Below are 21,508 nucleotides of genomic sequence, written 5' to 3' on the forward strand. Positions count from 1 at the left end.
AACGGGCACGCAAGAACAACATCGCCCGGAGCGCGTCGCGCGGCCGGTACGATCACAGCGATGTCCTGGAATTCGAACCGGCGCGCACGTCTTGCGCGCCGGCCGCTCGTCGAGATGCTGCGGCGGCGCCCGAACGGACCCGGCCGCCAGCAGCGATCAGGCGTTGCCGGTGGTCTCGAAGTCGGACGGCGAGGCGGGCGCCGTCTCGGGCTCCTGCGCCGTATCGATCGGGCTGCCGATGCGCTCGGCGATCGGCGTTAGATTCCGCATCGAAGCAAGGTGGAGATAGATCAATTCCATCTCGTCGGCCTGCATCAGCTCGGCGAGCTTGTCCGCCGGCAGCGCCTTGAGGCGCTCGCGATTGACCACGCTGAAGCCCGACAGGGTCGAACGCTGGCCGGTACGCAGGGTGAACTGAGCCTGCATGGACTCCAGCAGGTCGAGCTCCTGGAGCCGCTTCACGAAGAGCTTCGTCCGCTGGAATTGGACCTGGTAGGCCTGCAGGAAGCCGAGGACGTTCTGCAGATACTGAGTGCGCTCGCCTTCGGTGTCGAACAGCCGCTCGCCGCGGCCCTCGTCGTTGCAGCCGGCAAACTCTTCGTCGACGCAGAGCGTGAAGGTCGCGTCTGCTTCGTTCACGTTGTCGCTCGAGAACACGAATGGATAGCGGCGCAGGAAGGCCGGCACGTAATTGCCGGTCCAGGCGCCCGAATCCTTGACGTAGAGGTTCTCGTTGTCGCGAATCCCGAGGAGCGCAACCGGGATGATCTCGTCGGCTGCGCCGCCGAACACGACTGCGTACTCGGCCGCAGCATTCGCAAACTCGGCAACCATCAAGGGAACGGAATTCACGCTGCGAGCGAACTCGAAGGTCGATCCGGCCTTGACGGACCACGACCCATGACGCTGCCGGGTCACCGGCACGGCACGCTCATAGATGAGAAGCTGCTTACTCATTCCCGACCCCCTCTTTGCGGCAGACACGCGTTTATCCGCATCGTTGCTGCATAGCCGCGTTGGTGCATATCAACGACAGAGCGCCTTGCGGAGGCATGACTGAGTTTTTGGGTTGATCCGGCGTCTCACAACTGCGGCCACGTTTACGGTATGTGCGAGCGGGTGCCCCATCGGCAACATCGGCCGCCAGCATATGATAGTCTTGCGGCTAAAGCATTGCCGGTTCTGGTGGATACCGCTCATCGAGAACCTCGATCCGATCTCGAAAAAGCCCGGCACCTCAGACTATGTTCCTATTATGTGAAACCTTAGGCACGACGATTGGCCAGCTCGCAAAAACACTTTGCCATGAGCTAGAAGAAGCCCACCATGGCGTAGCAGCCTGTAAATTCTAAAGAAAAAGTCACTAATATCGCTTGAATTTGCCTATTAATCCGATAGTTACGGTAAAGCTTCAGCAGCAGACTGTAAGTTTGTCTACACTAATCGGGTAAGCCTCACGCTAATTAGCAACGCTTCATTCGCTCAAGGGTTGTGTGCTGACGAACTCGGTTTCGAAGGCACGGGCAACGCGTAACGTTATGGAGGGGAGCTGACGAGGCTTGGTTCGTGGGCAAGCAGGTATCTGCAGGGCTGTGCTTGTCAGAGTAAACGATAACAAGAAGCGACCTTCGCATGGCCGCCCTCAATCGCCTGGACTACATTACAACCGGCCTCCCGAATGAGGAGGCGTTCGAGATGTGGAAGGGCGTCGTCGGCGCGCTGTTCCAGCCGCGCGCCTTTCATCCGACGCAGCGCTATCCGACCGGTTCGGCCAGTGGCGTCGTCCTGGGCGACATCATTGTCGCCAGGGTTGTCTTCGGAGCGCAAAGCTTTCGGCGCGACAAAGAGCTCGTCGCGCAGACTCCCGACCATTTTCTGTTCCACCTCTACAATGTCGGTGGCTTCAACGGCCTCATCACCGGCCATCATGCCACGATCTGGTCTGCGCAGGTCGCCATCATCGACCTCGGCTACGAGGTCGATACCCTTGCCGCGTCCTCGGATACGATTTCGCTCATCGTGCCGCGCACCCTGCTGCCCGGCATCGCCGGCACACATCTCCCGCCCAGGCTCGAACCGGAGCGAAACCGACTTCTTGCGGCACATCTCATGAGCCTGCGCGAGCGCAGCACGACGCTCGAGGAACCAGAGGTCGCCGATGTTGTGGAGCGAACGGTCGAGTTCCTGCGAACGCTGTTCAGTTCGTCGCGCGCGGCCAGCCTGTTGGACGCGCCTTCGCTCGATACGAGCTACATCGCGCTTGCCGAACAGGCCATCCGCAACAACCTCGCTTCGCCGGATCTCACACCCGAGATGATCGCGAACGAGATCGGCGTATCGCGTGCCACGCTCTACCGGATGTTCGCGCCCTATGGCGGCATCATGCGCTCGGTGCAGGAAAGGCGCCTTCTCGCCATCCGCGCGGCACTCAGCGATCCGCTGGAAACGCGCCGGCTGTCGCGACTGGCCGCTGATCACGGGTTCAGCGGGAACGTCCATTTCAGCCGCAGCTTCCGTGCTCAGTTCGGCATTACCGCGAGCGAGTTCCGGGCCGAGCAGGTCGCCATCGCCGAGAAGGCGGGCCAGACCGGGCTGGACGTCCTCGACTGGTGGTGGAAGCGGCTCGGCACCGACCGCTGAATTCGTGACGGCTCAGGCGGGAACGCGCTGCCGGGACCTTTGCAAGGGCTTCAGGAGGTCGGCTTCGAGGCCGAATTTCTTGATATAGGCCGTGTTCAGGCCGAGGCACTCGCGCGACGCACAGGCGTCGCGATGGACGCATTGATAGAATCCGTTGCGCTCGAACTCTCGCCAGAAGTCGGGATCGATGTGCAGCTCAGGCTGCCCGTTGGCGAGGGCGTCGCCGAGATCTCCCAGCATGCATTCGGGAAAGTTCTTCACCTCGACGGCTCGGCCTAGGTCGCGCGCCCGGATGATGGCCTCGCGCAGGTAGGGCAGCACGGCACCGTGCCGTGCGACGAGGTTCTTCTCGTCACGTTCCGACATCGGAAAATAGACCCAGAGCTCCATCTGGGTCAGGCGCTTGAGATGGCCGAGGCGGGTGACGAGATCCGGGAGCAATCTGTAGCTGCGCTCAGTCACCACGGTATTGGTAAGAGTCGCGACGCCCTCCATGTCATCCAGGATCTCAAGCCCGCGCAGCGCCCGCTCGAACGAGCCCGGGACCAGTGTCAGGGCATCATGGCTCGCGGCATCGCTCCCGGCGATGGAGACGAAGAATTCGTCGATGCCGGCCTCGACGAGGCGGTGGCAGTAACTGGCCTGGCCCAGATGCATTCCGTGGGTCTGGATGCGGACATGGTCGAACCCGCTCGCACGCGCCCTGCGTGCCAGATCCGGCAGGTCCCGCCTCAGCGTAATTTCCGAGCCCGTCAGGATGAGCCCCGTCCAGCGCCGCTCGCGCAGGTTGAAGGCGAGCACCTCCTCGAAATGCGCGAGCGATTCCGGCGCGAGCCGGTCCATCGTCCCCTCGATCATGCAGTGGACGCACTTGAGGTTGCAGCGGAACTCCATCGTCAACGAGACGTAGGCGGCGTGGTCGTAGCGTCCCATGACGTCTCTCTCGGCATGCCTCGGCAGGGCCCGTGGCGCGATGATGGTTTCCCGGTGGCATCCTCGGTAGATACTTCAGAGAAGCCCGTAATAGGCACTCTTGGTGATCGTGAGGCGGCCCTCGATCACGGCATAATCAATGCCCACGTCGAAAAGCAGGTGCGAGAGGCGGCGACGCTCCTCCCGCACGAAGTCCCGGATCTCGGTCGGATAGTCGAGCCGGTCGAGGAAGAACAGCAGCCGGTCGACGCCGATCCGAGAGAAATACACGCCGTCGCACAGGCGCTTGTTGGCGATGACGACGACGCCACAGCTCATCAGCTCGGGCCAGAGGATCGCGTCGAGATCCAGATTGGGAAGGTCGAGATGGGCCGAGCAGGCGGCCTTGGCCGCGATCGCTTCGCGCTCGTTCGTCGCATCGAAGAAGCTGTAGAGGTTGTCGAGGACCAGCGTCGCGGCCGTCAGCCCGTAGCAGAGGCCCGAGGAGACCGAGCTGCCGGGATTGCCGATATAGACGTTGATCCGCTCCAGGCCGCGCTCGCCACGCACCAAGGCGTCGTCGAGGTCGAGGGAGAACATGAAATAGGGGCGCGTGCCGGAATAACGCAGGGCGCACAGCGCGAACGGGGCAAGGATCGCGAGCACCCGCTCGATCGAGACGCTGCGCTCCAGCCGGGCGTAGTCGTAGAAGTAAAACTCCCACGTCGTCACGCCATCGCGCATCTTCGCGCCCCAGACACTCTGGCCGGGTCCTAGTCCGGCGCGCAGGGCATCGCAGAGAGCGTAGAGCCGCGCGTCTGCACCGGCGACCGAGAACGAGTGCCAAAGCAGGCTGGCCTGCCGCAGGCGGCCAGCGGTGGGCCCCACCGGCTGGTAGTCCCACAGGCAGTAATCCGCGTAGCGATCACCCGGCACCGTGAGTTCGAGGCGGTTCATGCACCCGCCATCCCGGAATAGACGGTGAGGAACGGTTGCCCGTCGCGCCCGACCCCGCCGGCGAGATGGCCCAACGATTCCGTGCGGCGCTCGGCCAGCGTCGCGGTCACTGCCGTCGCGGGAATGCCCATTCCCTTCAGCGCCGGTCCGAGGATCGGCTCAGCGGTCGCGACGGTGAGTCCGCAGGCGTAGAGGTTCAGGTCGTAGGACAGGCGTGGGCCGCGCTCCTCGCAGGCTTCGAGAAAGTGGATGGCGCCGGTCCCCTGCTCCTGCGCGAGCCGGAGCATCGCGTACCCAGCAGCCAACACACCTGCACCCACGTCACCCCAGCCCGCTGCCATCGACGTCATGCGCGCAGCGATCTGGTCGGGCTCGCGCACCCGCGGCCAGTGATAGAGCGTCACGACCGGCGGCGCAGAGCCATGCGGATTCCATTTGTAGGCGCGGTGGACGAGCAGCGGTTCGCCGCCTTCGCCGGCGCGCCAGGCCGCATCCGTCCGCGCCGACCACTCGACGTAGAGCTTGTAGAGCGCACCCGACGGTCCGTCCTCGTGGCCGAGATGCAAGAGGTCGGCCCCGTCGATCAGGGTAGCCGCCTCACGGCGTTCCGGCTCCGGCATGGCGAGCTTGGCCGCGAGTCTGTCCAAGACCCGGCCCGGCTCGAGCCCCAAGCTCGTCCGGTGCAGGCTGACCAGGAAGCGATCGATTTGGAGACCAGCCGGGCTTGCCTTCACCGAACGCTCGTAGCCGAAGGGTTGATTGAGGCCGGCAACGAGGTCGGCGAGCCGCGCTCCATCCGGTGTCCGGCGCAAATTTGCCGGTCCCGTGGCCGGCACCTCGGCGGAGGCGACTCGAACATTCTGGGAGCCCGTTGGCTGGACACGGCGTCCGTGGATCGCTTCGAGCAGGCGGTCGTGGCGCGCCATCGTTCCGGCAACCTGCGCGCTGCGTGCTCGGATGTCACCGAGGAAGCGGGGCAGTTCGCGCACATCCGCCATATCGACCGGTGCGAAGGGCCGGCGGGGAAGGAACCCGGCACCTGCGAGAAGGAGATAGTGCTCGCTCTCCCCGAAGAGCCCTTCATCGCGGCCCTCGATATGGCCGGAGAGTTCGTAGAGATCGAGCCGCTCGGCGAGCCGCTGCGGTAGCGGGGTAGCGCGGGCCGCCGCCCAGAACGGCTCGGTCCGCCGTCCAAGCCCATAATGCGCCGCCAACGCTTCGCTAGCCTCGTCGTGGAGGCGGTTCATCCGCGTGCAATAGGCCCGGGCGAGTGCCTCGCTGTCCACGCTGCGAGGTAGGTAATCCACGAAGGCACCAAGCGCAGCGAGGACGAGGTCGAGACCAAAACCGTGGAGCGGATCGACGGCGCCGGCTGCGGCGCCAAGGGCAACGACATTGTGCTGCCAGGGTTGCCGGCGTTGGCCAGACCGGATCTGCCCATGCACGATGCCGTCTGAGCTGCCTGTGGCCGCCCGCAAGCCGGCTTCGGCCGCGTCCGGCGTCGCCGAGGCGCTGTCATAGGCCAGGAACCATTCCGTGCGCCCTGCCAAAGGAAGCGAGGCGATCCAGCCTTCGGGCAAACCCGTATAGGTCGTGTAGGCTGGCATCGCGGGATCCAGCTCTGCCGAGAGCGAGGCGAACCGGTCCGGGACAGGCGCCCCGGGGAACCAAGGCTCGGCGAGAACCTGCTCGATGAGCTGGCCCGTCGTGCCGGTCGCGTCGATGAAGAGATCACCCTCGACGGCGGCCCCGCTGTCGAGCCGCAGAACGCGGAGGTTCCCAGCCTGATCGCGCGCCGCGTCCCGGACTCTTCCCGGCACCGCGCGCACCCCCTCGGAGAGCGCGATGTCGCGCAAGAACCGGATCAAGCTGCTGCGGTCGAGATGGTAGCCGTAGCCCGAGGACTCGACGATCGACGACGTTCCGGCCTCCGGCCGCGGACCGCATCCGGCCGCCGCTGCGAGCGTCTGCGGCGCATATTCCGCATACGCCTCGGCCGAGCCGCCCTCGGCCCGGCTGCGCAGCCAATAGTGGAACAGGTCGCGCCCGTTTACTCGCGGACCACAAGCGCCGAACGGATGCCAATGGCGTTGGCCGGCCTCGAACCAGTGCTCGAAGCGGCTCGCAAGGCGGTAACCCGCCGAGCAGCGCCGCATGAAGATGGTCTCGTCAATATCGAAGCCGCGCAGGAAGCGCGTAAAGCCGGGTCGCGTCGCCAAGGCGCCGGTAGGAGCCGCGGGCGGCGGAGGCCCGATGACCGTCACAGGCCAGTCGGCCCGGCGCAGGATGCGCCGCAGGTAGACGGCAGCGATCCAGGCTGCGGGGCCGCCGCCGGCGATCACGAGACGCGGTGATGCGGCGCGCGACGATCCGATCATCGGCGTGCCTGGGCCGGCGGGGCGACAGGGATCTCGGCCGGCTTCCGCGCATCGATGAGATGGAAAGGGGTCCCGAGGTCGAGAACGCGGTGCCTGGCGCCGCAGAGGCCAAAAGCCGTCAAGCTTTCCATGTAGAGGCCCGCATCGCGGAAGAATGGCTGGAACACGAGATCGGCCATTTGCGAGAAGCCGAGCGCCCGCTCCCGCAGCGGCATCGGCGCGCGCTCGTAGATGACGAGGCGTCCCCCCGGTGCCAGAGCGCCAATGGCGCGTTCCAGCAGGAGCCGGGCATCGGCCGCCGGCCAGTCGTGCAGGACGGATTTGAAAGTCACGAGATCGTGCCCCGCGGGCAGAGGATCGCGCCGCATGTCCGCGGCATGGAATGTTACCCGCTCGGCCTCGGCGCGCCCTGCGAGGTGATCGCGGCCGAGCCGGCACACGACGGGCAGGTCCACGACCGTCGCCTGCAGGTGGGGCGCTCGACGGCAGGCTTGCGAGGCGAACTCTCCGCTATTGCCGCCGAGGTCGAGCATGCGGCTGTGACCGCCGAGGTCGATCCGATCGAGGCAGGGGCCGGCCTCGTAGCGGGTCAGGCAGGTCGTGTAGGAGACCCAGCGTCGCGTTGCAGCGATGTTGTCCGGTCTCGCCTCGAAGCAGCGGTCGTAGCGAAACAACTCAAACGTCCGGGATTCAGCCATGAATGCCGGCAGATCCGTGAGGAACGCGTTGAACTGTCCGCGCAGATCTTCTGCGGCGATCATCGCGAAGCCGATCTTCGCATCGATGAGGTCACGAAACGGCAGCACGGCGGAAAAGTCGTCGGTCAGAGCGAGCCGCGCGTCGCCCACCTCGGCGAGGACACCGGCACCGATCAGCAGATCCGCAAGGCAGCCGAACCTCTCGGACACGATTCCATATTCCGCTGCGAGCCCATCCTTGGCGAGCGTCGGGGAGCCGGCGAGGCGATCGATCAACCCGAGCTCGAGCGCGCAGGCGAGCGCTCGTGTCGCGATCTCGGAGTCGAGAAAGCGGTCCACGCGCGGAAACTCGGTCTGCAGGTCCGCGCCGGCCTGCAGAACCGACATGCCGGCCACGGCCATGATGCGTCTCAGCCCCTTCTGCCCCTGGCGCGTTGCTGCCCCTGTCACGCGCTCGTCGTCAGCGTGACAGCTCCGCGCACGATCCGTTCGAAATTGGCAGCCAAGTGTTTCGGCCTGAGACGCTTGATCAACTCAAAATCGAAGCGATTGCCGGAGCTGCCTCAATCCCCTCGCGATCGACTCGCAGAGGTCAAGTATCAGCTCGTACTGCTTTGCCGCACGGCGTCGTGTAGCAAAAATGCAAAGAAGCTTCGTTTCGTTAACGGTATCAGGAAAGCCGCCATTCAACGGCGGCTTTCTTCATGCGAGACCTCGGCTGAGTCAGTTGGCCGAGTGCAACGCCAATGCTCTCAACGAGAATAACGCAGGCTCCAAGGCCGCGTGCCGAAGGGGGAAGTCGTGAGTGAAACCGGTCAGGCCAACACGGGTGCTCCGGATCAGGTCCGCGCAATCGCGTGGCGCGAGGAGTCCATGGCGACGCAGTTCGCCAATGTCGTGAACGTGCAGGGCACGCGCGAGCAGGTCGACCTGTTCTTCGGCACCAACCGGACGTGGAACGTCGCCGAGACCGAGAACGTCGTCGTCGACCTGTCGAATCGCATCATCCTGACGCCCCTCGCGGCCAAGCGGCTTCATGCCGTGCTCGGCGGCGTCCTGGCAGAATACGAGAACCGCCACGGGCGCCTCGACCTCGAAGCATAAGTCGCGACACAGCTCCGGGGCGGGAGGGATCAGGGCGTCATGAGCGAGCCTTTGGCGGTCGAAATTCCGTCGGGAGCCGGTTCGGCTGCGCGCCTGTCGCTGCTCGAGCCGGCGCTCTGGCAAGCCCTCCAATACTCCCAGACGCTGCAGGCGGCGGTGGAGGCGTGGCTCGCGCTCCAGGCGCCGATGCTGCCGGCAACCAGCGGTTGCGTTCTGGTGCCTGGCACCTCGGTCGGCCTCGCGCCACTCGCGGTGTTCCCGGCCCAGACCGAAGCCGAGATCGGCCTGCGCGAGACGGCCGAGGCCGCCTTGCGCGAGAACCGCCCGGTGGTTCAGGCCATGGAGCAAGGCGGGTTCGGAGCCTGGATCGCCATGCCCCTCGTCATCGACGGAGCGCCCTTCGCCGTCGCCTCCTTCGCGATCGCCAGCCAGGACAAGGACGAACTGAGAGCGGCGATCCGCCAGATCCAGTGGGGCAGCGCCTGGATCGTCGCCAAGCAGGCCGAGCTCGTGGGCCGCGTCGAGCGCAAGATCCTCGCGCGCTCGCGCTCTGTCCTCGATCTTCTAGCGGGCGTTCTCGAACAGTCGCGCTTCGCGGCTGCCTGCACCGCAGCGGTGACGGATCTGGCGCTCGTCTTCGCATGCCAGAGGACGGCGATCGGTTTCATGCGCGGCGGCTCCGCCCGCATCGCAGCCATCTCGCATTCGGCTCAGTTCAGCCGCGAGATGAACCTCGTGCGCAGGCTCGGCGCCTGCATGAACGAGTCCGTTGACCAGCGGAGCCTCGTCCTGTTCCCGGCGCCGGAGGGCGAAGTCTATGTGACAACGGCGCATGCCGACCTGGCGCGCCTACAACACAGCGCACGGGTTCTGACCGTGCCGATGCTCGTCGATGACCAGTTTATCGGCGCGATCACGCTGGAACGTCCCGCCGATCAACCCTTCCTGCCGGAGACGATCGAGCAGATCGTCGCCGCTGCGGCTGCCATCGGGCCGGTTCTCAACGACAAACGTTTGAACGATCGCTGGCTACCCGCGAAGGCCTGGGAAGCCATCTACAATGCCGCACGCCTTGTCGTCGGGCCTGACAGGACCGGTCTGAAGCTCGGCATCGCCGGGAGCCTGTTGGCCCTGCTCGCCTTCTCGGTGATCCCGGCCGATTACCGCGTCACGGCAGATGCGCGCGTGGAGGGCCTGGTGCGGCGCTCGGTCGTCGCGTCCTACGACGGCTATCTCAAGATGGCCGAGCATCGCGCCGGTGACACCGTGCACAAGGGCGACCTGCTCGCCGCGCTCGAAGACCGAGACCTCGCCCTCGAGCGTCTGCGCTGGGTCACCGAACGCCAGCAGCGGACCTACGAATACGACAAGGCACTCGCCACCCGGCAGCCCGCGACGATCAACGTCGTGAAGAGCCAGATCGACCAGGCGGACGCCCAGATTCGCCTCCTGGACGAGCAGTTGTCGCGCTCGAAATTCTACGCTCCCTTCGATGGCCTCATCGTCTCGGGGGACCTATCCCAATCGATCGGCGGCGCCGTCAGCCGAGGGCAGGTGCTGTTCGAGATCGCTCCGCTCGACAGCTACCGCGTCGTGCTGAACGTCGACGAGCGTTTCATCGCCGATCTCAAGGAGGGTCAGACTGGTCACATGGTGGCTTCGTCGCTGCCCGATCAGCCGCAGGCGCTTACGATCCAGACCATCACCCCGGTGGCCGAGGCGAAGAACGGCCGGAACCTGTTCCGCGTGGAAGGCCGCATCGTCGCCGATGGAACCCGTCTGCGGCCAGGCATGGAGGGCATCGCGAAGGTCGATGTCGACCGTCGCCTGCTCGCTGGAATCTGGTCGCGGCCGATCATCGACTGGGCGCGTCTGGCGTTCTGGCACTGGTGGCCGTGAGGGCCTGAGCCATGGCGCAGTCCCTGTTCAGCCAGTCGTGGTACCGCGTGGCGAGCCTTCGCCCACGCCTGCGCAGGCATGCCGAGATTCACCGTCAGAGCTTCCGCGGCGAGATCTGGTACGTCCTGCAGGACCATCAGACCGGACGCTTCCACCGTCTCTCGCCATCCGCGAACCGGATCGTCTGCCTGATGGACGGCCGCCGCACGCTGCAGGAGATCTGGGAACTCGCCTCTCGCCGGAACGAGGACGACCCGCCGACGCAGGACGACACGATCCGTCTGATTTCTCAGCTTCACGGCTCGGATCTGCTGCAGGGCGACCTGCCGCCGGATCTCGCCGAACTCGCCGAGCGATCGGAAACCACGGCCCGGCGCACGCTGATGGCCCGGGTCAAGAATCCGCTTGCGCTGCGCTTCCCCCTCTTCGATCCCGACGCCGCCCTCGACCGGCTGGCACCGCTGTATCGCCCCCTCTTCACGGTCTGGGGGCTGGCGGTCTGGCTGGCTTTCGTCGTGACCGGCCTCGTCGTGGCGGGCCTGCACTGGAACGAGCTGACCGGCGACGTCGCGAACCAGATGCTCTCGGCGCAGAACGTCGCGCTGCTGATGTGCCTCTATCCGATCATCAAGGCCCTGCACGAGGCGGGTCACGCCTGCGCCGCCAAGGCCTGGGGTGGCGAGGTGCACGAGGTCGGCGTGATGATCCTCGTCCTGTTCCCGGCACCCTACGTGGATGCCTCGTCTTCGGCGGCGTTCCCGAGCAAATGGCAGCGCATGATGGTGGCCGCCGCCGGCATCTGCGTCGAGCTGTTCCTCGCGGCCGGCGCAGCCATCGTCTGGGCGATGGCCGAACCGGGTCTGGTGCGAGCGGCGGCCTTCAACGTCATGGTGATCGGCAGCGTCTCGACGCTCCTGTTCAACGGCAATCCGCTGCTGCGATTCGACGGCTACTACATCTTCTCCGATCTCATCGAGATCCCGAACCTCGCCTCGCGCGCCAACCGCTACGTCTTCCATCTGATCGAGCGGTATGCCCTGAAGATCGAGCAGTCGGAGAACCCCGTCACGGCCCCCGGCGAGGGCCGATGGATGCTGTTTTATGCGGTGAGCGCGTTCTTCTATCGAACGGTCGTTTCAATCGCGATCGCGAGCTTCATCGCCACGCAATTCTTCATCTTCGGCATTGCCCTGGCCGTGCTCGCCATGACTGGCATCGTCATCACGCCGCTGGTGAAGGGGCTCAAGTTCATCGCAGCCAGTCCGAAGCTGAACGGGCGGCGGCGGCGCGCCGTCCTGGTCACCGGGGGCGCCGCTCTCGCGGTCCTCGTGGCCCTGTTCATCATCCCGCTGCCTTACGCGACCATGGCGCAAGGCGTGGTCTGGGCTCCCGACGACACCCAGTTAAGGGCGCAGACCGACGGCATCGTCACAGCACTGCTGGTCCCGCCCGGACAGGACACGACGGCGAAGGAACCGCTCGCGACCCTCGAAGATCCGAGCCTCGACGGCCGCGTCGCCGTTCTCGAGGCACAGCTCACGGAGCTGCGTCTGCGCTACGATGCGGCCCGTCTCGGGGACCGCGTCCAGGCTCAGATCCTCCACGAACAGGTGGTGAGCACGCAGGAGATCCTGCGCGTCTACCGCGAGCGCCAGGCGGCCCTCGTCGTCCGCGCCGATCACCCGGGGCGCCTGATCGTCCCCAACGCCACCGACCTGCCGGGGCGCTATCTGCGCCGCGGCGAGCGCATCGGCTACGTCCTAGCGCCCGATGATCCGGTCGTTCGCGTGGTGGTGAACCAGACTGACGTCGATCTGATCCGCAGCCGGACCCTGACGGTCGCCGCACGGCTCGCCGAGCGCCCGGAAAACGTGCGCGTCGCGACGATCAAGCGCGAGGTGCCGGCCGCGCAGCAGGACATTCCGAGCATGGCGCTGTCGACGCAGGGCGGCGGTACCATCGCCGTCGACTCGAGCAACACCCAGAAGCCCGTCGCCCTGCAAAGCATCTTCATCTTCGATGTGCAGCTCGCTGGCGGCATTCCGTTCAACGTGCTCGGCGAGCGCGTGTACGTGCGCTTCGATCACGGGTCGGAGGCGATTGCCTGGCGGCTCCTGCGCGGCCTGCGGCAGGTATTCCTGAGCCAATTCCGTGTCTGAGCCGCTCGCCCTCGCCGCAGCCACCGATCGGCTCCCCTCGCCGCGCGCCTATACCGAGCGCAAACCCCCGAAACATGATCGGATCGACCAGGCCGTCGCCGGGCTCGTCGGCCGGGGCAGAGCCCTCCTGACGAGCTGGAGCGCTCGCCGCTACGCTCGCCTTGCGGATACGGCCCTCGCTCAGGACAGTGCCATCGCGGCGCTGTCCGACCTCGAGCTTCGCGCTCGGGTGCGAGAGATCTCGGCGCGCCTGCGCGCTCGAACCACGTTCCGCAATGCCGACATCGCCGACGCCTTCGCACTGATCCGCGAGACGTCCGGCCGCATCAGCGGTCAGCGCCATTACGGCGTCCAGATGATGGGCGCCGCGGCGCTCCTCGATGGGCGCATTGCCCAGATGGCGACTGGCGAAGGCAAGACCCTGACGGCAACGCTCGCCGCCGGCGTCGCGGCGCTGGCCGGTCTCCCGGTCCACGTCGTGACCGTCAACGGCTATCTCGCCGAGCGCGACGCCGAGCTGATGCGCCCGCTCTATACGGCGCTCGGCCTGACGGTCGGCGTGATCAAGGAAAAGCAGGAGCAGCCGGAGCGGGCGCAGGCCTATGCCTGCACCATCACCTACTGCACGAACAAGGATCTCGCCTTCGACTATCTTCGCGACCGCGTGGCCCTCGGTCAGCGTGCCTCCGACATTCGCCTGAAGCTCGAAAGCCTGCATGCGCCGGCGAGCCGCCTGGCGCAGCTGCGCCTGAGAGGCCTGCACTTCGCCATCGTCGACGAGGCGGACAGCGTCCTCATCGACGAAGCACGGACCCCGCTGATCATCTCGGCGCAAATCGGCTCTCAGTTCGAGCCGGAGACCCTCGCGCGCGCCATGGAGGTCGCCAGATCACTGGCGAATGCCGAGGACTACATTCTCGATACGTCGGAGCATCGGGTCCTGATCACCGAAGCGGGCCGTAAGCGGATCGCCGGCCTCGTCTTGGAGGACGGCCCGGCCTGGCGCGGCCGCGTCACCCGGGAGGGCCTCGTCAGCCAGGCGCTCTCGGCGCTGCACCTGTTCCACCGCGACGAGCACTACATCCTGCGCGAAGGAAAGGTGGTGATCGTCGACGCCAATACGGGCCGCGTCATGCCAGACCGGAGCTGGAGCGACGGTCTCCATCAGATGGTGGAGCACAAGGAAGGCGTAGCCCTGTCGAGCGGGCGCTCGACGATTGCTCGCATGACCTACCAGCGCTTCTTCCGGCGCTATCCACGGCTGTCGGGGATGACCGGGACGACGCGAGGCGTGGTTGCGGAATTCTGGACCGTCTACCGGCTGCCGGTCGTGCGCATTCCGACCCATCGGCCGGTGAAGAGGCGTCATCTCGTCGACCAGGTTCTTCTCGACGAGACCGAGAAATGGCAGCAGGTCACCCAGCGCATCGCCGAGCTTCACCACCGGGGTTGTCCGATCCTGGTAGGAACTCGATCGGTCGCCGCTTCCGCGCGCGCCAGCGACTTTTTGACGAGAGCCGGGCTGCCACACACCGTGCTCAGCGCAGCCCAGGATGGCGACGAGGCGGCAACCGTCGCCGGGGCCGGCCAGCGTGGTCGCATCACCGTCGTGACGAACATGGCCGGCCGTGGCACCGACATCAAACTCGGCCCCGGCGTGGAGGAGATCGGTGGTCTCCACGTCATCATGGTGGAACGCCAGGACGCTTGCCGGATCGACGATCAGCTGGCCGGCCGTAGCGGGCGCCAGGGCGAGCCCGGCTGCTTCCAGGCCATCCTGTCCCTCGACGATCCACTGCTCGACAAGAGCTTGGTGCCGCGCGGCGTGGCGCGCAGGCTGATGCCGCTCCTCGGAGAGGCGAGAGCCCAATTCTTCGGCCGCCACCTCTTACGCTTCGCCCAGGCCCGAACTGAGCGTCTGCATGCGCGCATGCGCGCCGACCTGCTTCGGTCAGACCAGATGCAGGAACGGATCCTGGCATTCGCTGGCCATTCCGAGTGAGGATTTCGCGATGACGACCCGTTCAGCAGGCTGCGGCGTGGCTCTTGCCGCCCTTCTCCTTGCGGCCTGCGCAAGCCAGGCGGTCGGCGCCGAGAGTCAGCGCGTCGACTGCGTCGTCGAGCCCGCTCAGAAGCTCAAGATCGGCAGCGCGACGCTCGGCATTCTGAAGAGTGTCCCGGTCAATCGCGGCGCGATGGTCCAGGCCGGGGACATCATCGCGCAACTCGATTCCAGCGTGGAGGAAGCGAATGTTGCGCTCTCGCGAGCGCAGGCCGAGACCACCGCAGGCATTGAGGCCCAGCGCTCACGCGTCGAGCTCTACCGGCGGCGGCTCGAACGTCAGAGCCAGCTCTCTAAGGGCATCGTCACGCAGGAAAAGATCGATCAGGTCGAGGCCGATTACGAAATCGGCAAGCGCGACCTGCAAACCGAGGTTCTCAAGCACGACCTTGCAGCGATCGAACTGCGGCGCACCGAGGCACAACTCGAACTGCGCATGATCCGCAGCCCAATTAGGGGCATCGTGACGGAGCGCCTGATGTCGGCGGGCGAGTTCGTACGCCAGGACAGCGCCATCTTCACACTGGTCCAACTCGATCCGCTGTATGTGGAGGCCTACCTCCCCGTCTCGCGTTGGAAGGACGTGGCGCCCGGACAGACAGCGAGTGTCGAACTCGATCGACCAATCGGCGGCACGTACGAAGCCAAGCTGACCGTCGTCGACCAGGTCTTTGATGCCGCAAGCGGCACATTCGGCGTTCGCCTCGAACTGCCCAACACCGACTTTAAGTTGCCTGGAGGCCAGCGCTGCAAGCTCTCTTTCCCGGCCGATCGAAGCGCACCAGTCGCCACCGCGATGCCTTGAAGTTCCAGCCGATCGTTAACTCGGCTGCATTCCTCGCAAAGGCACCCCAGCACCTCCATCTCCCGCCGATTCTTGCTCTTTGGACAGGCCAACGGCAGGGCGGTTTATTGCACCTCCCATGATCCGCATATGACGACGAGGAGATCCGGCTCCAGCAGAGCAAGACCAAGGTTCGGGTCGTCGTCCCGGTCAGCTGCGTCCTGAAGCTCGCCCTGGATCAAGCGGCTCGCAAGAGCCCGATCATTCTGATCTCGTCCGAGGGGCTCCCTTTGACAGCAGACAGGTTTCGGTCGTCCTGGCGGAAAGCCTGCGCGACAGCGGGTGTCACGGGCGTCACCTTCTATGACCTACGGGGCACCGTGAGCCGCCTTGCGCTAGCCGGCCTGTTCCGAGGCTGAGATCGCGACGCTAACGGGGTACACACTCAAGGAGGTCAGATCGATCCTCGATGCCGACTACCTAAGCCGCGACCAAAGCGGGCTCTCGCGGCGATTGAGAAGCTCGAAGGGTGAACGAATTCTTCCGACGGGATAACCGACCGGGCCTGAATGTTCACGTCACCGAAGGAAAAAAGCTGAGGGTGTCGGCCGCACCTAACACCGACTCACACAAATCGTTAAAATTCAGGGACTTACGGCCGCAAGACCGACTCAACGACATCTTGAAATTACTTGAGAACAGCTAAGACCGACTCATACGTTCGAATTGCGCTGCAAACGTCTAAAATGCTCGACGAACTGCCGCAACACCGAAGGGCGCTAGCGGAAGCATCGCCGACGATCAGGTTAACGCAAACCGTCAAGATTCTGCGCGTCGGCGAGCAGCTTTTCAATCGCATCTCGCGACCAGACCGTCCTGCCGTTGTCCGTGAGAACGGCGGCGGGGAAAATGCCTTTGGCCTTGAGGCGCAACGACAAGGCGCGTTTGTGAAGACCGGTCGCTCGGCAGACTTCGCCTCCAAGCATGAATGATCGATGAAAATCGTACACCGACTTGCGGATGGGACGACGGCGGTTAGGTCCGATCCTTTTTCCCTCGATCAGCTCCGCGGACAACAACCACGTGATTGCCACTTCGGTGCAGCCGATGAGTTCCGCAGCAGCTCTGGTCGATAGCAGGCTGTCAGAATCGGTTTCAACGAGCAGATCAGACGCCGGCTCGTTCATGTCCAGGAGCCGCATAGGTCGGATTAGCAGACGGCCCATGAGGTTCGACGAGCCCGCCAGTACGGCCTGCACCATGATGCGTTTGTCCAGTATGGCATCGATAGCCGTCGACCACGGCGCGAGCCCAGCGGCTCCGCACAGCAGCGGGCGAAACGTCATGGGATGGTGGTCCTCGTCGGTATGGAGAAATCTGAAGGGCAAGTGGGATGATGGACCGGGCCGCAGGTGCGCGGTCCGGATCGGTCAGGCCGGAAGGCGTCCGTCCGGCGAGTAGCGGTCGATGGCGGACGGCAGCTCGCGCGAGAGCCGAGACAGCAGCGCCGCACGACTGAGCCCGGTCTGCTGCGTGAGGTGGTCGAGCGTCTCGGAGCCTATAGCCCGCTCTAGGTCGGACTCGGCGATGTCACGGTTCGGCCCCTGGGCAACCCAGGAGTTCGCCGCCGCACCGTGGCCACCCTTGGTGAAGTGGTCGACGAGCTCGCTCAACCCGGATGCGATCAAGCCGCCCACACCAGCGGTCCCGGCACCGCCGAGTAGGTCGGAGAGGTTGCCGAGCGCGCCGGAGCCGCCCGTTTCGGAGTTTCGGTCCAGTACCGATGGCACCGGGGAATGGGTGGTCGTCGCGCCGTCATGGCCCTTCAAGAACTCGGCGATCTTGTCCCGGTTCTGGTAGCCGGCCACCGCCAGCAGGCCCAACAGGGCCGTCATCGAGGGGTAACCCTTGCTCATGAGGTCGTCTCCTTCAAGGGTCGGCGGATCGCCGGTGATGCTCAGCGTCCGTGGCGCGCCGGAGAGGCGGTCCGGCCGGTGAGCCGGCGACTGACGAAGGCAACCACCCTCGGCAGGACGAAGGCGATGAGGAGCTTGCGGATCATGGTCGTCTCCTGATGCGAAAGGTTCAGCGCGAGCTTCGCGCAAGGAAGCCAAGCGCGAAAGCGGCTGCCGCTATGCCGAGCAACGTCGAGGTGCGGTTGGTATCGGCGTAGCGCACGGCACGGCGACCGTAGTCCCGGCCGTGCCGGCGGGCTTCGCCTGCGTAGCGACGCCCGTTCTCGATCAGGTCGTCGGCCCGTTCGCGGGCGGCATCGGCGAGGTGGCGCCCGTCGCGGGTGATATCCTCGGCGCGGTCTCGGGCGCTGCCGTACGCATACTGCGCCCCGCCAGCCACCTGGTTCACGGCGCCGCGTACCTGGCGGGCCGGATCACCCGTGACGCCGCCTAGGGCCGTCTGGGCTCGACCCTTGAGGTGACGGGACGCGCCACGGAACTGGTCGCGATTCATGGTTGTCTCCTGACGTCGAAAACGGGAGGGACGGGACCGGCCGGGCCGGCCCCGCGCATGGGTCAGCGCTTGCCGGTGACCTTGTCGGCGAGATCCTTGGCGCCGTCCTTGACGTCGCCAACATTCTTCTGGGCCTCGCCCTTGAGTTCTTGCGCCTTGCCCTCGGCCACGAGCTTGTCGTTGCCGGTGGCGTTGCCGATGCCCTGCTTGACGTTGCCCACGGCGTCGTTGGCCAGGCCCTTGATCTTGTCGGTCGTGCTGCTCATCGGAAGGTTTCCTTTCGGGTGGTTGGTGTCGCCGGCACTTCGCCGGTGGGTGAGGCTCCCGCAGGACGGCGGCAGCCAATGGGAAAGATCAGGCGCGGCGGGCGTCGTAGGCGCCGACCAGCGTCACCGGCTTGGGCGCGCCGAGGCGGCCGCCGAAGAAGGCGGCCAACGCACCGAGGATCAGCGCCAGCGCGGCATAGAAGGCGCCCTGCGTGGCCGCCGACTTGGCGGCGACGGCGGCGGCCTCGGCCTTCTGCTTGGCCGTGGCGACGGCCTGCTCGTACTGCTTCTGATAGTCGTCGATCTGCGCCTTGGCCTGGTCGGCCGGAATGCCCTGCGCCTTGGCGAGTGCATCCGCGGCGCGGGACTTGGCCTGCTCCTTCTGGGACGGATCTCCGGTCAGCACGGCGCGCACCGCCGCGACCGCGGCGTCCCGGGCGGCCTGCGGGTCCTGGCCGGCCGCCTGCTCGCGCACCTTCTGCTCGATGCCGTCGAGCGGGTTCGAGATCTTGGACAGCGAGGGCGCCGCGGCCTGGGCCGCCGTCTGCACGGTGCCGCCGACGAGGTTGCCCGCGCCACCGAGCGCACCCGAGACGGTGCTCAGCGTGCCGCCGACGAGACCGCTCGCCGCCGAGGTGATGAGGTACAGCACCACAAGCGTGGTGACCGCCCAAGAGACGAGGCCGTGGAGCGACGCCGCTCCCGGAAGCGGCTTGCCGGAAAGGCGGCCAGCGATGAGGCCGCCTACGAGCGAGGCGACGATCCCGGAGCCGACGAACCACAACCCTACGCCGAGCGAGAAGGTCGAGGCGGCCGGGTTGTCGGCGGCAGTGGTGCCGACGGACGACAGGCCGACGCCCACCCCGACGAGGTTCAGAACGACCTGGGCGACGAGGGCAGTGACGGCGCCGGCGAAGATGGCGCCCCAGGACACCTCGTTGAGCAGGACGGCCCGCGTGTCGCCGATGGCAACGGGGGATAGGCTTGTGGTCGTGGTCACGCGTTTACTCCGGTCGTGGGTGAAGTCGGAAAAGGAAAGGGTCAGAGGCGGCTAACGAGCAGGCCTAGGCCGAAGCCGATGGCGCCTGCGACGAGAAGCGAGGCATGAGGCCACTCGGCGGACCGGTCGTGGCCTTCGCGCAGGCTGCGGCGGCCCTGGTCGTAGGCGTCCTCGGTGTAGTCCGAGACCTCGTCGGCGACGTGCCGGACGGCGTCCTTGGCCTGGCCGTAGAGGTTCTCGGCGGTACCCTTGGCCTCGCGGAAGCGGCCCTCGACGGAATTGCTCTTCGAGCCGGCGAGGTCGCCGACCGCGCCCTGCACCTTCCCGCCCAGCTCTTTCGCGGCGCCCGTGATCCTGTCCGTATCCACCATGTCGTTCTCCTCGTCGTCTCTTGATCGCTGCGTTCAGTCGCGGGGCGTGCCCGACTTGAGCGGCCGCGCCCTCGACCCGGGCATCCCCGATCAGCTTGCCGATAGCCTCCTTCACGGAGCCCTTGGCCTGCTCAGTTGCCGTCGGCTTCGCTCTTTCGGTCACGGTTATCTTACCGGCGGGTGCGGAATGCCGGCCCCGGCCTGAGATGTTCGCTGCCGAAGCCGGATCAATAGTGCAAAAATACTAGTAGACCCTGTTTTATGTACTGGCCGACTGGAACGGGAAGCCATTTTCGCGACCCCAGATGACGGCCTCCGCCCGTCGATGAACGCCGAGCTTGCGGTAGAGAGCGGCGCCGTGGTTGCGCACGGTGTTGCGCGACAGGCCGAGACGCTTGGCGATGGCGTCGTCGTCGAGCCCGGAGCAAATCAGGTTCAGGATCTGGCGCTCCCGCACCGTGAGGGTCGGGCTCGTCCCGTCGCCGTCCCCGTCGCTCGGGTGACGAAGGTTGGCGAGCTTCTCGATCAGCCCCCGGCTGAACCAGGACGTGTCGGCCATGACGGCCTCGATGGCCTCGTACAGCTCGCGTTCGCCCCGCTTGCGGTCGGTGATGTCCTGCAGGACGAGCAGCGCGAAGGTCTCCTCGCCGATCTCGACGCGCTCCGCCGAAGCCAGGCAGTCGAGCTCCGATCCGTCTTGATGGCGCAGGCAGACCTCCTGTCCCGGCACGAAACCGGTGCGCCTGACCGCCTCCTCGAAGCGGTCCCGCGCAAGGGCCGTTACCCACAAGCCGGTCTCTGCGGGCGAGCGCCCGACCACCGCATCCTCGCCGTGGCCGAAGACGCGAGTGAAGGCCTCGTTGATGCCGGTGACGGTGAAGGAGTCGAGGCGCGCCAGCACCGTCGGAACGGGGGTCAGCCGGAATGCCTTGGCGAAGCGTTCCTCGCTCTGGCGCAACGCCGTCTCTGCCTTCCGCCGAAGTTCGAGGTCGGCGAACGTGAACAGCATGCAGGGTTCGTCGCCCATTTCGATGGGCTGGCCTGCCACGATGACGAAGCGCGAGCCTCCGTCCGGCAGGTCGAGGCAGGCCTCCATCTGCGGGATGGTGCCCCCCTCATTCAGGCGCGAGATGGCCAAGTCCCGATTGCGGGCGCCGGCCAGTATGTCGACGTCGTAGACGCTGCGCCCGATCACGGCGTCGCGAACGTGACCGGTCATCTCCAGGAAGCCCACATTGACCTTGACGTGGCGCAAGTCGGAGAGCCGCGTGATGACGGCCGGCGCAGGGTTGGCGTTGAAGGTCTTCTCGAAGCGCTCCTCGGCATCAAATTGGTCCGAGACGTCCTTGATGATGAGCGCGAGGCAACTCGGTTTGCCGGCCCGGTCGGTGGCAACGAGGCTGCGCAGCGAGTGGACGAATTCGATATCCGGCCTGTCGGCACGTCGCACCTCGACGACGACGTCGTGGAAGCTCTCGCCGGCGACTACGCGTTCTATGGGGTAGTGCTCGGGAGCCCTGTTGTTGCGGTAGCGCAGGGCGAACCACCCGCGGTATGCGTCGACGTCGCTGCCGAGTTCGTCGAGGCTCGCGGCGCCATGCATTTGGAGCGCGGCCTCGTTGGCGTAGGAGATTGTCTGGTCGGGCTCGACCAGGATCACGCCCTCACTCAGGCCGGCGATGATCTGTCGGAGTTCATGCCTGTCGACGTCCGCCGTCACGGCCGCACCGCCCCTGAAAACCCTTGACCGCCAAGCCGACGGCGGTGCTCAAACGAATTGCGCGCTAGCGAGTTCCGTCTCGGTGCTGG

At 65.9% G+C, this 21,508-nt stretch carries 18 protein-coding genes; 6 read left to right on the forward strand and 12 right to left on the reverse strand.

Annotated elements, in window-relative coordinates; all coding sequences use genetic code 11:
• Positions 1–156: 156 nt before the first annotated feature.
• Entirely contained in the window at positions 157–957 is an 801-nt protein-coding gene (locus GGR33_RS19430; protein ID WP_183508280.1) for a SapC family protein, read from the reverse strand.
• Positions 958–1,632: 675 nt separating this feature from the next.
• Between GGR33_RS19430 and GGR33_RS19435 the strand changes: the two genes are divergently transcribed.
• Complete coding sequence (locus GGR33_RS19435; RefSeq protein WP_183508282.1) at positions 1,633–2,640, forward strand: helix-turn-helix domain-containing protein; 1,008 nt, start codon at positions 1,633–1,635, stop codon at positions 2,638–2,640.
• A 12-nt stretch (positions 2,641–2,652) separates the two neighbouring features.
• Here GGR33_RS19435 and GGR33_RS19440 read toward each other — a convergent pair whose 3' ends face one another.
• The 4 genes from GGR33_RS19440 to GGR33_RS19455 all read right to left on the reverse strand — a co-directional run bounded on the left by GGR33_RS19440 (position 2,653) and on the right by GGR33_RS19455 (position 8,035).
• Positions 2,653–3,573, reverse strand: coding sequence for a radical SAM protein (locus GGR33_RS19440; protein WP_183508284.1), 921 nt, complete (start codon positions 3,571–3,573; stop codon positions 2,653–2,655).
• A gap of 75 nt (positions 3,574–3,648) precedes the next feature.
• Positions 3,649–4,509, reverse strand: coding sequence for a hypothetical protein (locus GGR33_RS19445; RefSeq protein WP_183508286.1), 861 nt, complete (start codon positions 4,507–4,509; stop codon positions 3,649–3,651).
• Complete coding sequence (locus tag GGR33_RS19450; protein ID WP_183508288.1) at positions 4,506–6,887, reverse strand: tryptophan 7-halogenase; 2,382 nt, start codon at positions 6,885–6,887, stop codon at positions 4,506–4,508. Before GGR33_RS19450 ends, GGR33_RS19445 begins: the two co-directional genes overlap by 4 nt.
• Complete coding sequence (locus GGR33_RS19455; RefSeq protein WP_284211175.1) at positions 6,884–8,035, reverse strand: methyltransferase; 1,152 nt, start codon at positions 8,033–8,035, stop codon at positions 6,884–6,886. Before GGR33_RS19455 ends, GGR33_RS19450 begins: the two co-directional genes overlap by 4 nt.
• 351 nt (positions 8,036–8,386) lie before the next feature.
• On the opposite strand from GGR33_RS19455, the gene GGR33_RS19460 reads away from it, so the two are divergent.
• From GGR33_RS19460 to GGR33_RS19480, 5 genes are read left to right on the forward strand one after another with little or no spacing between them, the layout of a single operon-like run.
• Positions 8,387–8,689: a DUF3467 domain-containing protein gene (locus tag GGR33_RS19460; protein ID WP_183508290.1), complete on the forward strand. Its 303-nt coding sequence runs from the start codon at positions 8,387–8,389 to the stop codon at positions 8,687–8,689.
• Between the two features lie 39 nt (positions 8,690–8,728).
• Entirely contained in the window at positions 8,729–10,588 is a 1,860-nt protein-coding gene (locus GGR33_RS19465) for a GAF domain-containing protein (protein WP_183508292.1), read from the forward strand.
• Between the two features lie 11 nt (positions 10,589–10,599).
• On the forward strand, positions 10,600–12,747 hold the full coding sequence (locus GGR33_RS19470; RefSeq protein ID WP_183508294.1) for a PqqD family peptide modification chaperone: 2,148 nt from the start codon (positions 10,600–10,602) through the stop codon (positions 12,745–12,747).
• Positions 12,740–14,749 (forward strand): preprotein translocase subunit SecA, encoded by a 2,010-nt coding sequence (locus GGR33_RS19475; RefSeq protein ID WP_183508296.1) that lies wholly within the window; start codon positions 12,740–12,742, stop codon positions 14,747–14,749. Before GGR33_RS19470 ends, GGR33_RS19475 begins: the two co-directional genes overlap by 8 nt.
• Positions 14,750–14,759: 10 nt before the next feature.
• The gene (locus GGR33_RS19480; protein ID WP_183508387.1) at positions 14,760–15,614 is read left to right on the forward strand and encodes an efflux RND transporter periplasmic adaptor subunit; all 855 of its coding nucleotides are present in this window, start codon (positions 14,760–14,762) and stop codon (positions 15,612–15,614) included.
• A 785-nt stretch (positions 15,615–16,399) separates the two neighbouring features.
• On the opposite strand, the gene GGR33_RS19485 is transcribed toward GGR33_RS19480, so the two are convergent.
• The 7 genes from GGR33_RS19485 to GGR33_RS19515 form a co-directional block, all read right to left on the reverse strand.
• On the reverse strand, positions 16,400–16,939 hold the full coding sequence (locus GGR33_RS19485; protein ID WP_183508298.1) for a hypothetical protein: 540 nt from the start codon (positions 16,937–16,939) through the stop codon (positions 16,400–16,402).
• An 84-nt stretch (positions 16,940–17,023) separates the two neighbouring features.
• Complete coding sequence (locus tag GGR33_RS19490; protein WP_183508300.1) at positions 17,024–17,509, reverse strand: YidB family protein; 486 nt, start codon at positions 17,507–17,509, stop codon at positions 17,024–17,026.
• 169 nt (positions 17,510–17,678) lie between these two features.
• Positions 17,679–18,062 (reverse strand): CsbD family protein, encoded by a 384-nt coding sequence (locus GGR33_RS19495; RefSeq protein WP_183508302.1) that lies wholly within the window; start codon positions 18,060–18,062, stop codon positions 17,679–17,681.
• A gap of 62 nt (positions 18,063–18,124) precedes the next feature.
• Positions 18,125–18,328 carry a CsbD family protein gene (locus GGR33_RS19500; protein WP_183508304.1) on the reverse strand — a complete coding sequence of 68 codons (204 nt, stop codon included), beginning with the start codon at positions 18,326–18,328 and terminating at the stop codon, positions 18,125–18,127.
• A gap of 88 nt (positions 18,329–18,416) precedes the next feature.
• Positions 18,417–19,328, reverse strand: coding sequence for a PhnA-like protein (locus GGR33_RS19505; RefSeq protein ID WP_183508306.1), 912 nt, complete (start codon positions 19,326–19,328; stop codon positions 18,417–18,419).
• Between the two features lie 41 nt (positions 19,329–19,369).
• A complete protein-coding gene (locus GGR33_RS19510) occupies positions 19,370–19,699 on the reverse strand; it encodes a CsbD family protein (protein WP_183508308.1) in 330 nt (109 codons plus the stop codon).
• 259 nt (positions 19,700–19,958) lie between these two features.
• The gene (locus GGR33_RS19515; protein WP_183508310.1) at positions 19,959–21,419 is read right to left on the reverse strand and encodes a helix-turn-helix transcriptional regulator; all 1,461 of its coding nucleotides are present in this window, start codon (positions 21,417–21,419) and stop codon (positions 19,959–19,961) included.
• Positions 21,420–21,508 lie beyond the last annotated feature (89 nt).

Source organism: Methylobacterium brachythecii (genome assembly GCF_014196345.1).
Lineage (GTDB): Bacteria > Pseudomonadota > Alphaproteobacteria > Rhizobiales > Beijerinckiaceae > Methylobacterium > Methylobacterium brachythecii.

Coding starts and splice junctions, on each gene's coding strand:
- GGR33_RS19430 (WP_183508280.1), bottom strand. CDS start 957: ATGAGTAAGCAGCTTCTCATCTATGAGCGTGCCGTGCCGGTGACCCGG.
- GGR33_RS19435 (WP_183508282.1), top strand. CDS start 1,633: ATGGCCGCCCTCAATCGCCTGGACTACATTACAACCGGCCTCCCGAAT.
- GGR33_RS19440 (WP_183508284.1), bottom strand. CDS start 3,573: ATGGGACGCTACGACCACGCCGCCTACGTCTCGTTGACGATGGAGTTC.
- GGR33_RS19445 (WP_183508286.1), bottom strand. CDS start 4,509: ATGAACCGCCTCGAACTCACGGTGCCGGGTGATCGCTACGCGGATTAC.
- GGR33_RS19450 (WP_183508288.1), bottom strand. CDS start 6,887: ATGATCGGATCGTCGCGCGCCGCATCACCGCGTCTCGTGATCGCCGGC.
- GGR33_RS19465 (WP_183508292.1), top strand. CDS start 8,729: ATGAGCGAGCCTTTGGCGGTCGAAATTCCGTCGGGAGCCGGTTCGGCT.
- GGR33_RS19470 (WP_183508294.1), top strand. CDS start 10,600: ATGGCGCAGTCCCTGTTCAGCCAGTCGTGGTACCGCGTGGCGAGCCTT.
- GGR33_RS19480 (WP_183508387.1), top strand. CDS start 14,760: ATGACGACCCGTTCAGCAGGCTGCGGCGTGGCTCTTGCCGCCCTTCTC.
- GGR33_RS19485 (WP_183508298.1), bottom strand. CDS start 16,939: ATGACGTTTCGCCCGCTGCTGTGCGGAGCCGCTGGGCTCGCGCCGTGG.
- GGR33_RS19490 (WP_183508300.1), bottom strand. CDS start 17,509: ATGAGCAAGGGTTACCCCTCGATGACGGCCCTGTTGGGCCTGCTGGCG.
- GGR33_RS19495 (WP_183508302.1), bottom strand. CDS start 18,062: ATGAATCGCGACCAGTTCCGTGGCGCGTCCCGTCACCTCAAGGGTCGA.
- GGR33_RS19500 (WP_183508304.1), bottom strand. CDS start 18,328: ATGAGCAGCACGACCGACAAGATCAAGGGCCTGGCCAACGACGCCGTG.
- GGR33_RS19510 (WP_183508308.1), bottom strand. CDS start 19,699: ATGGTGGATACGGACAGGATCACGGGCGCCGCGAAAGAGCTGGGCGGG.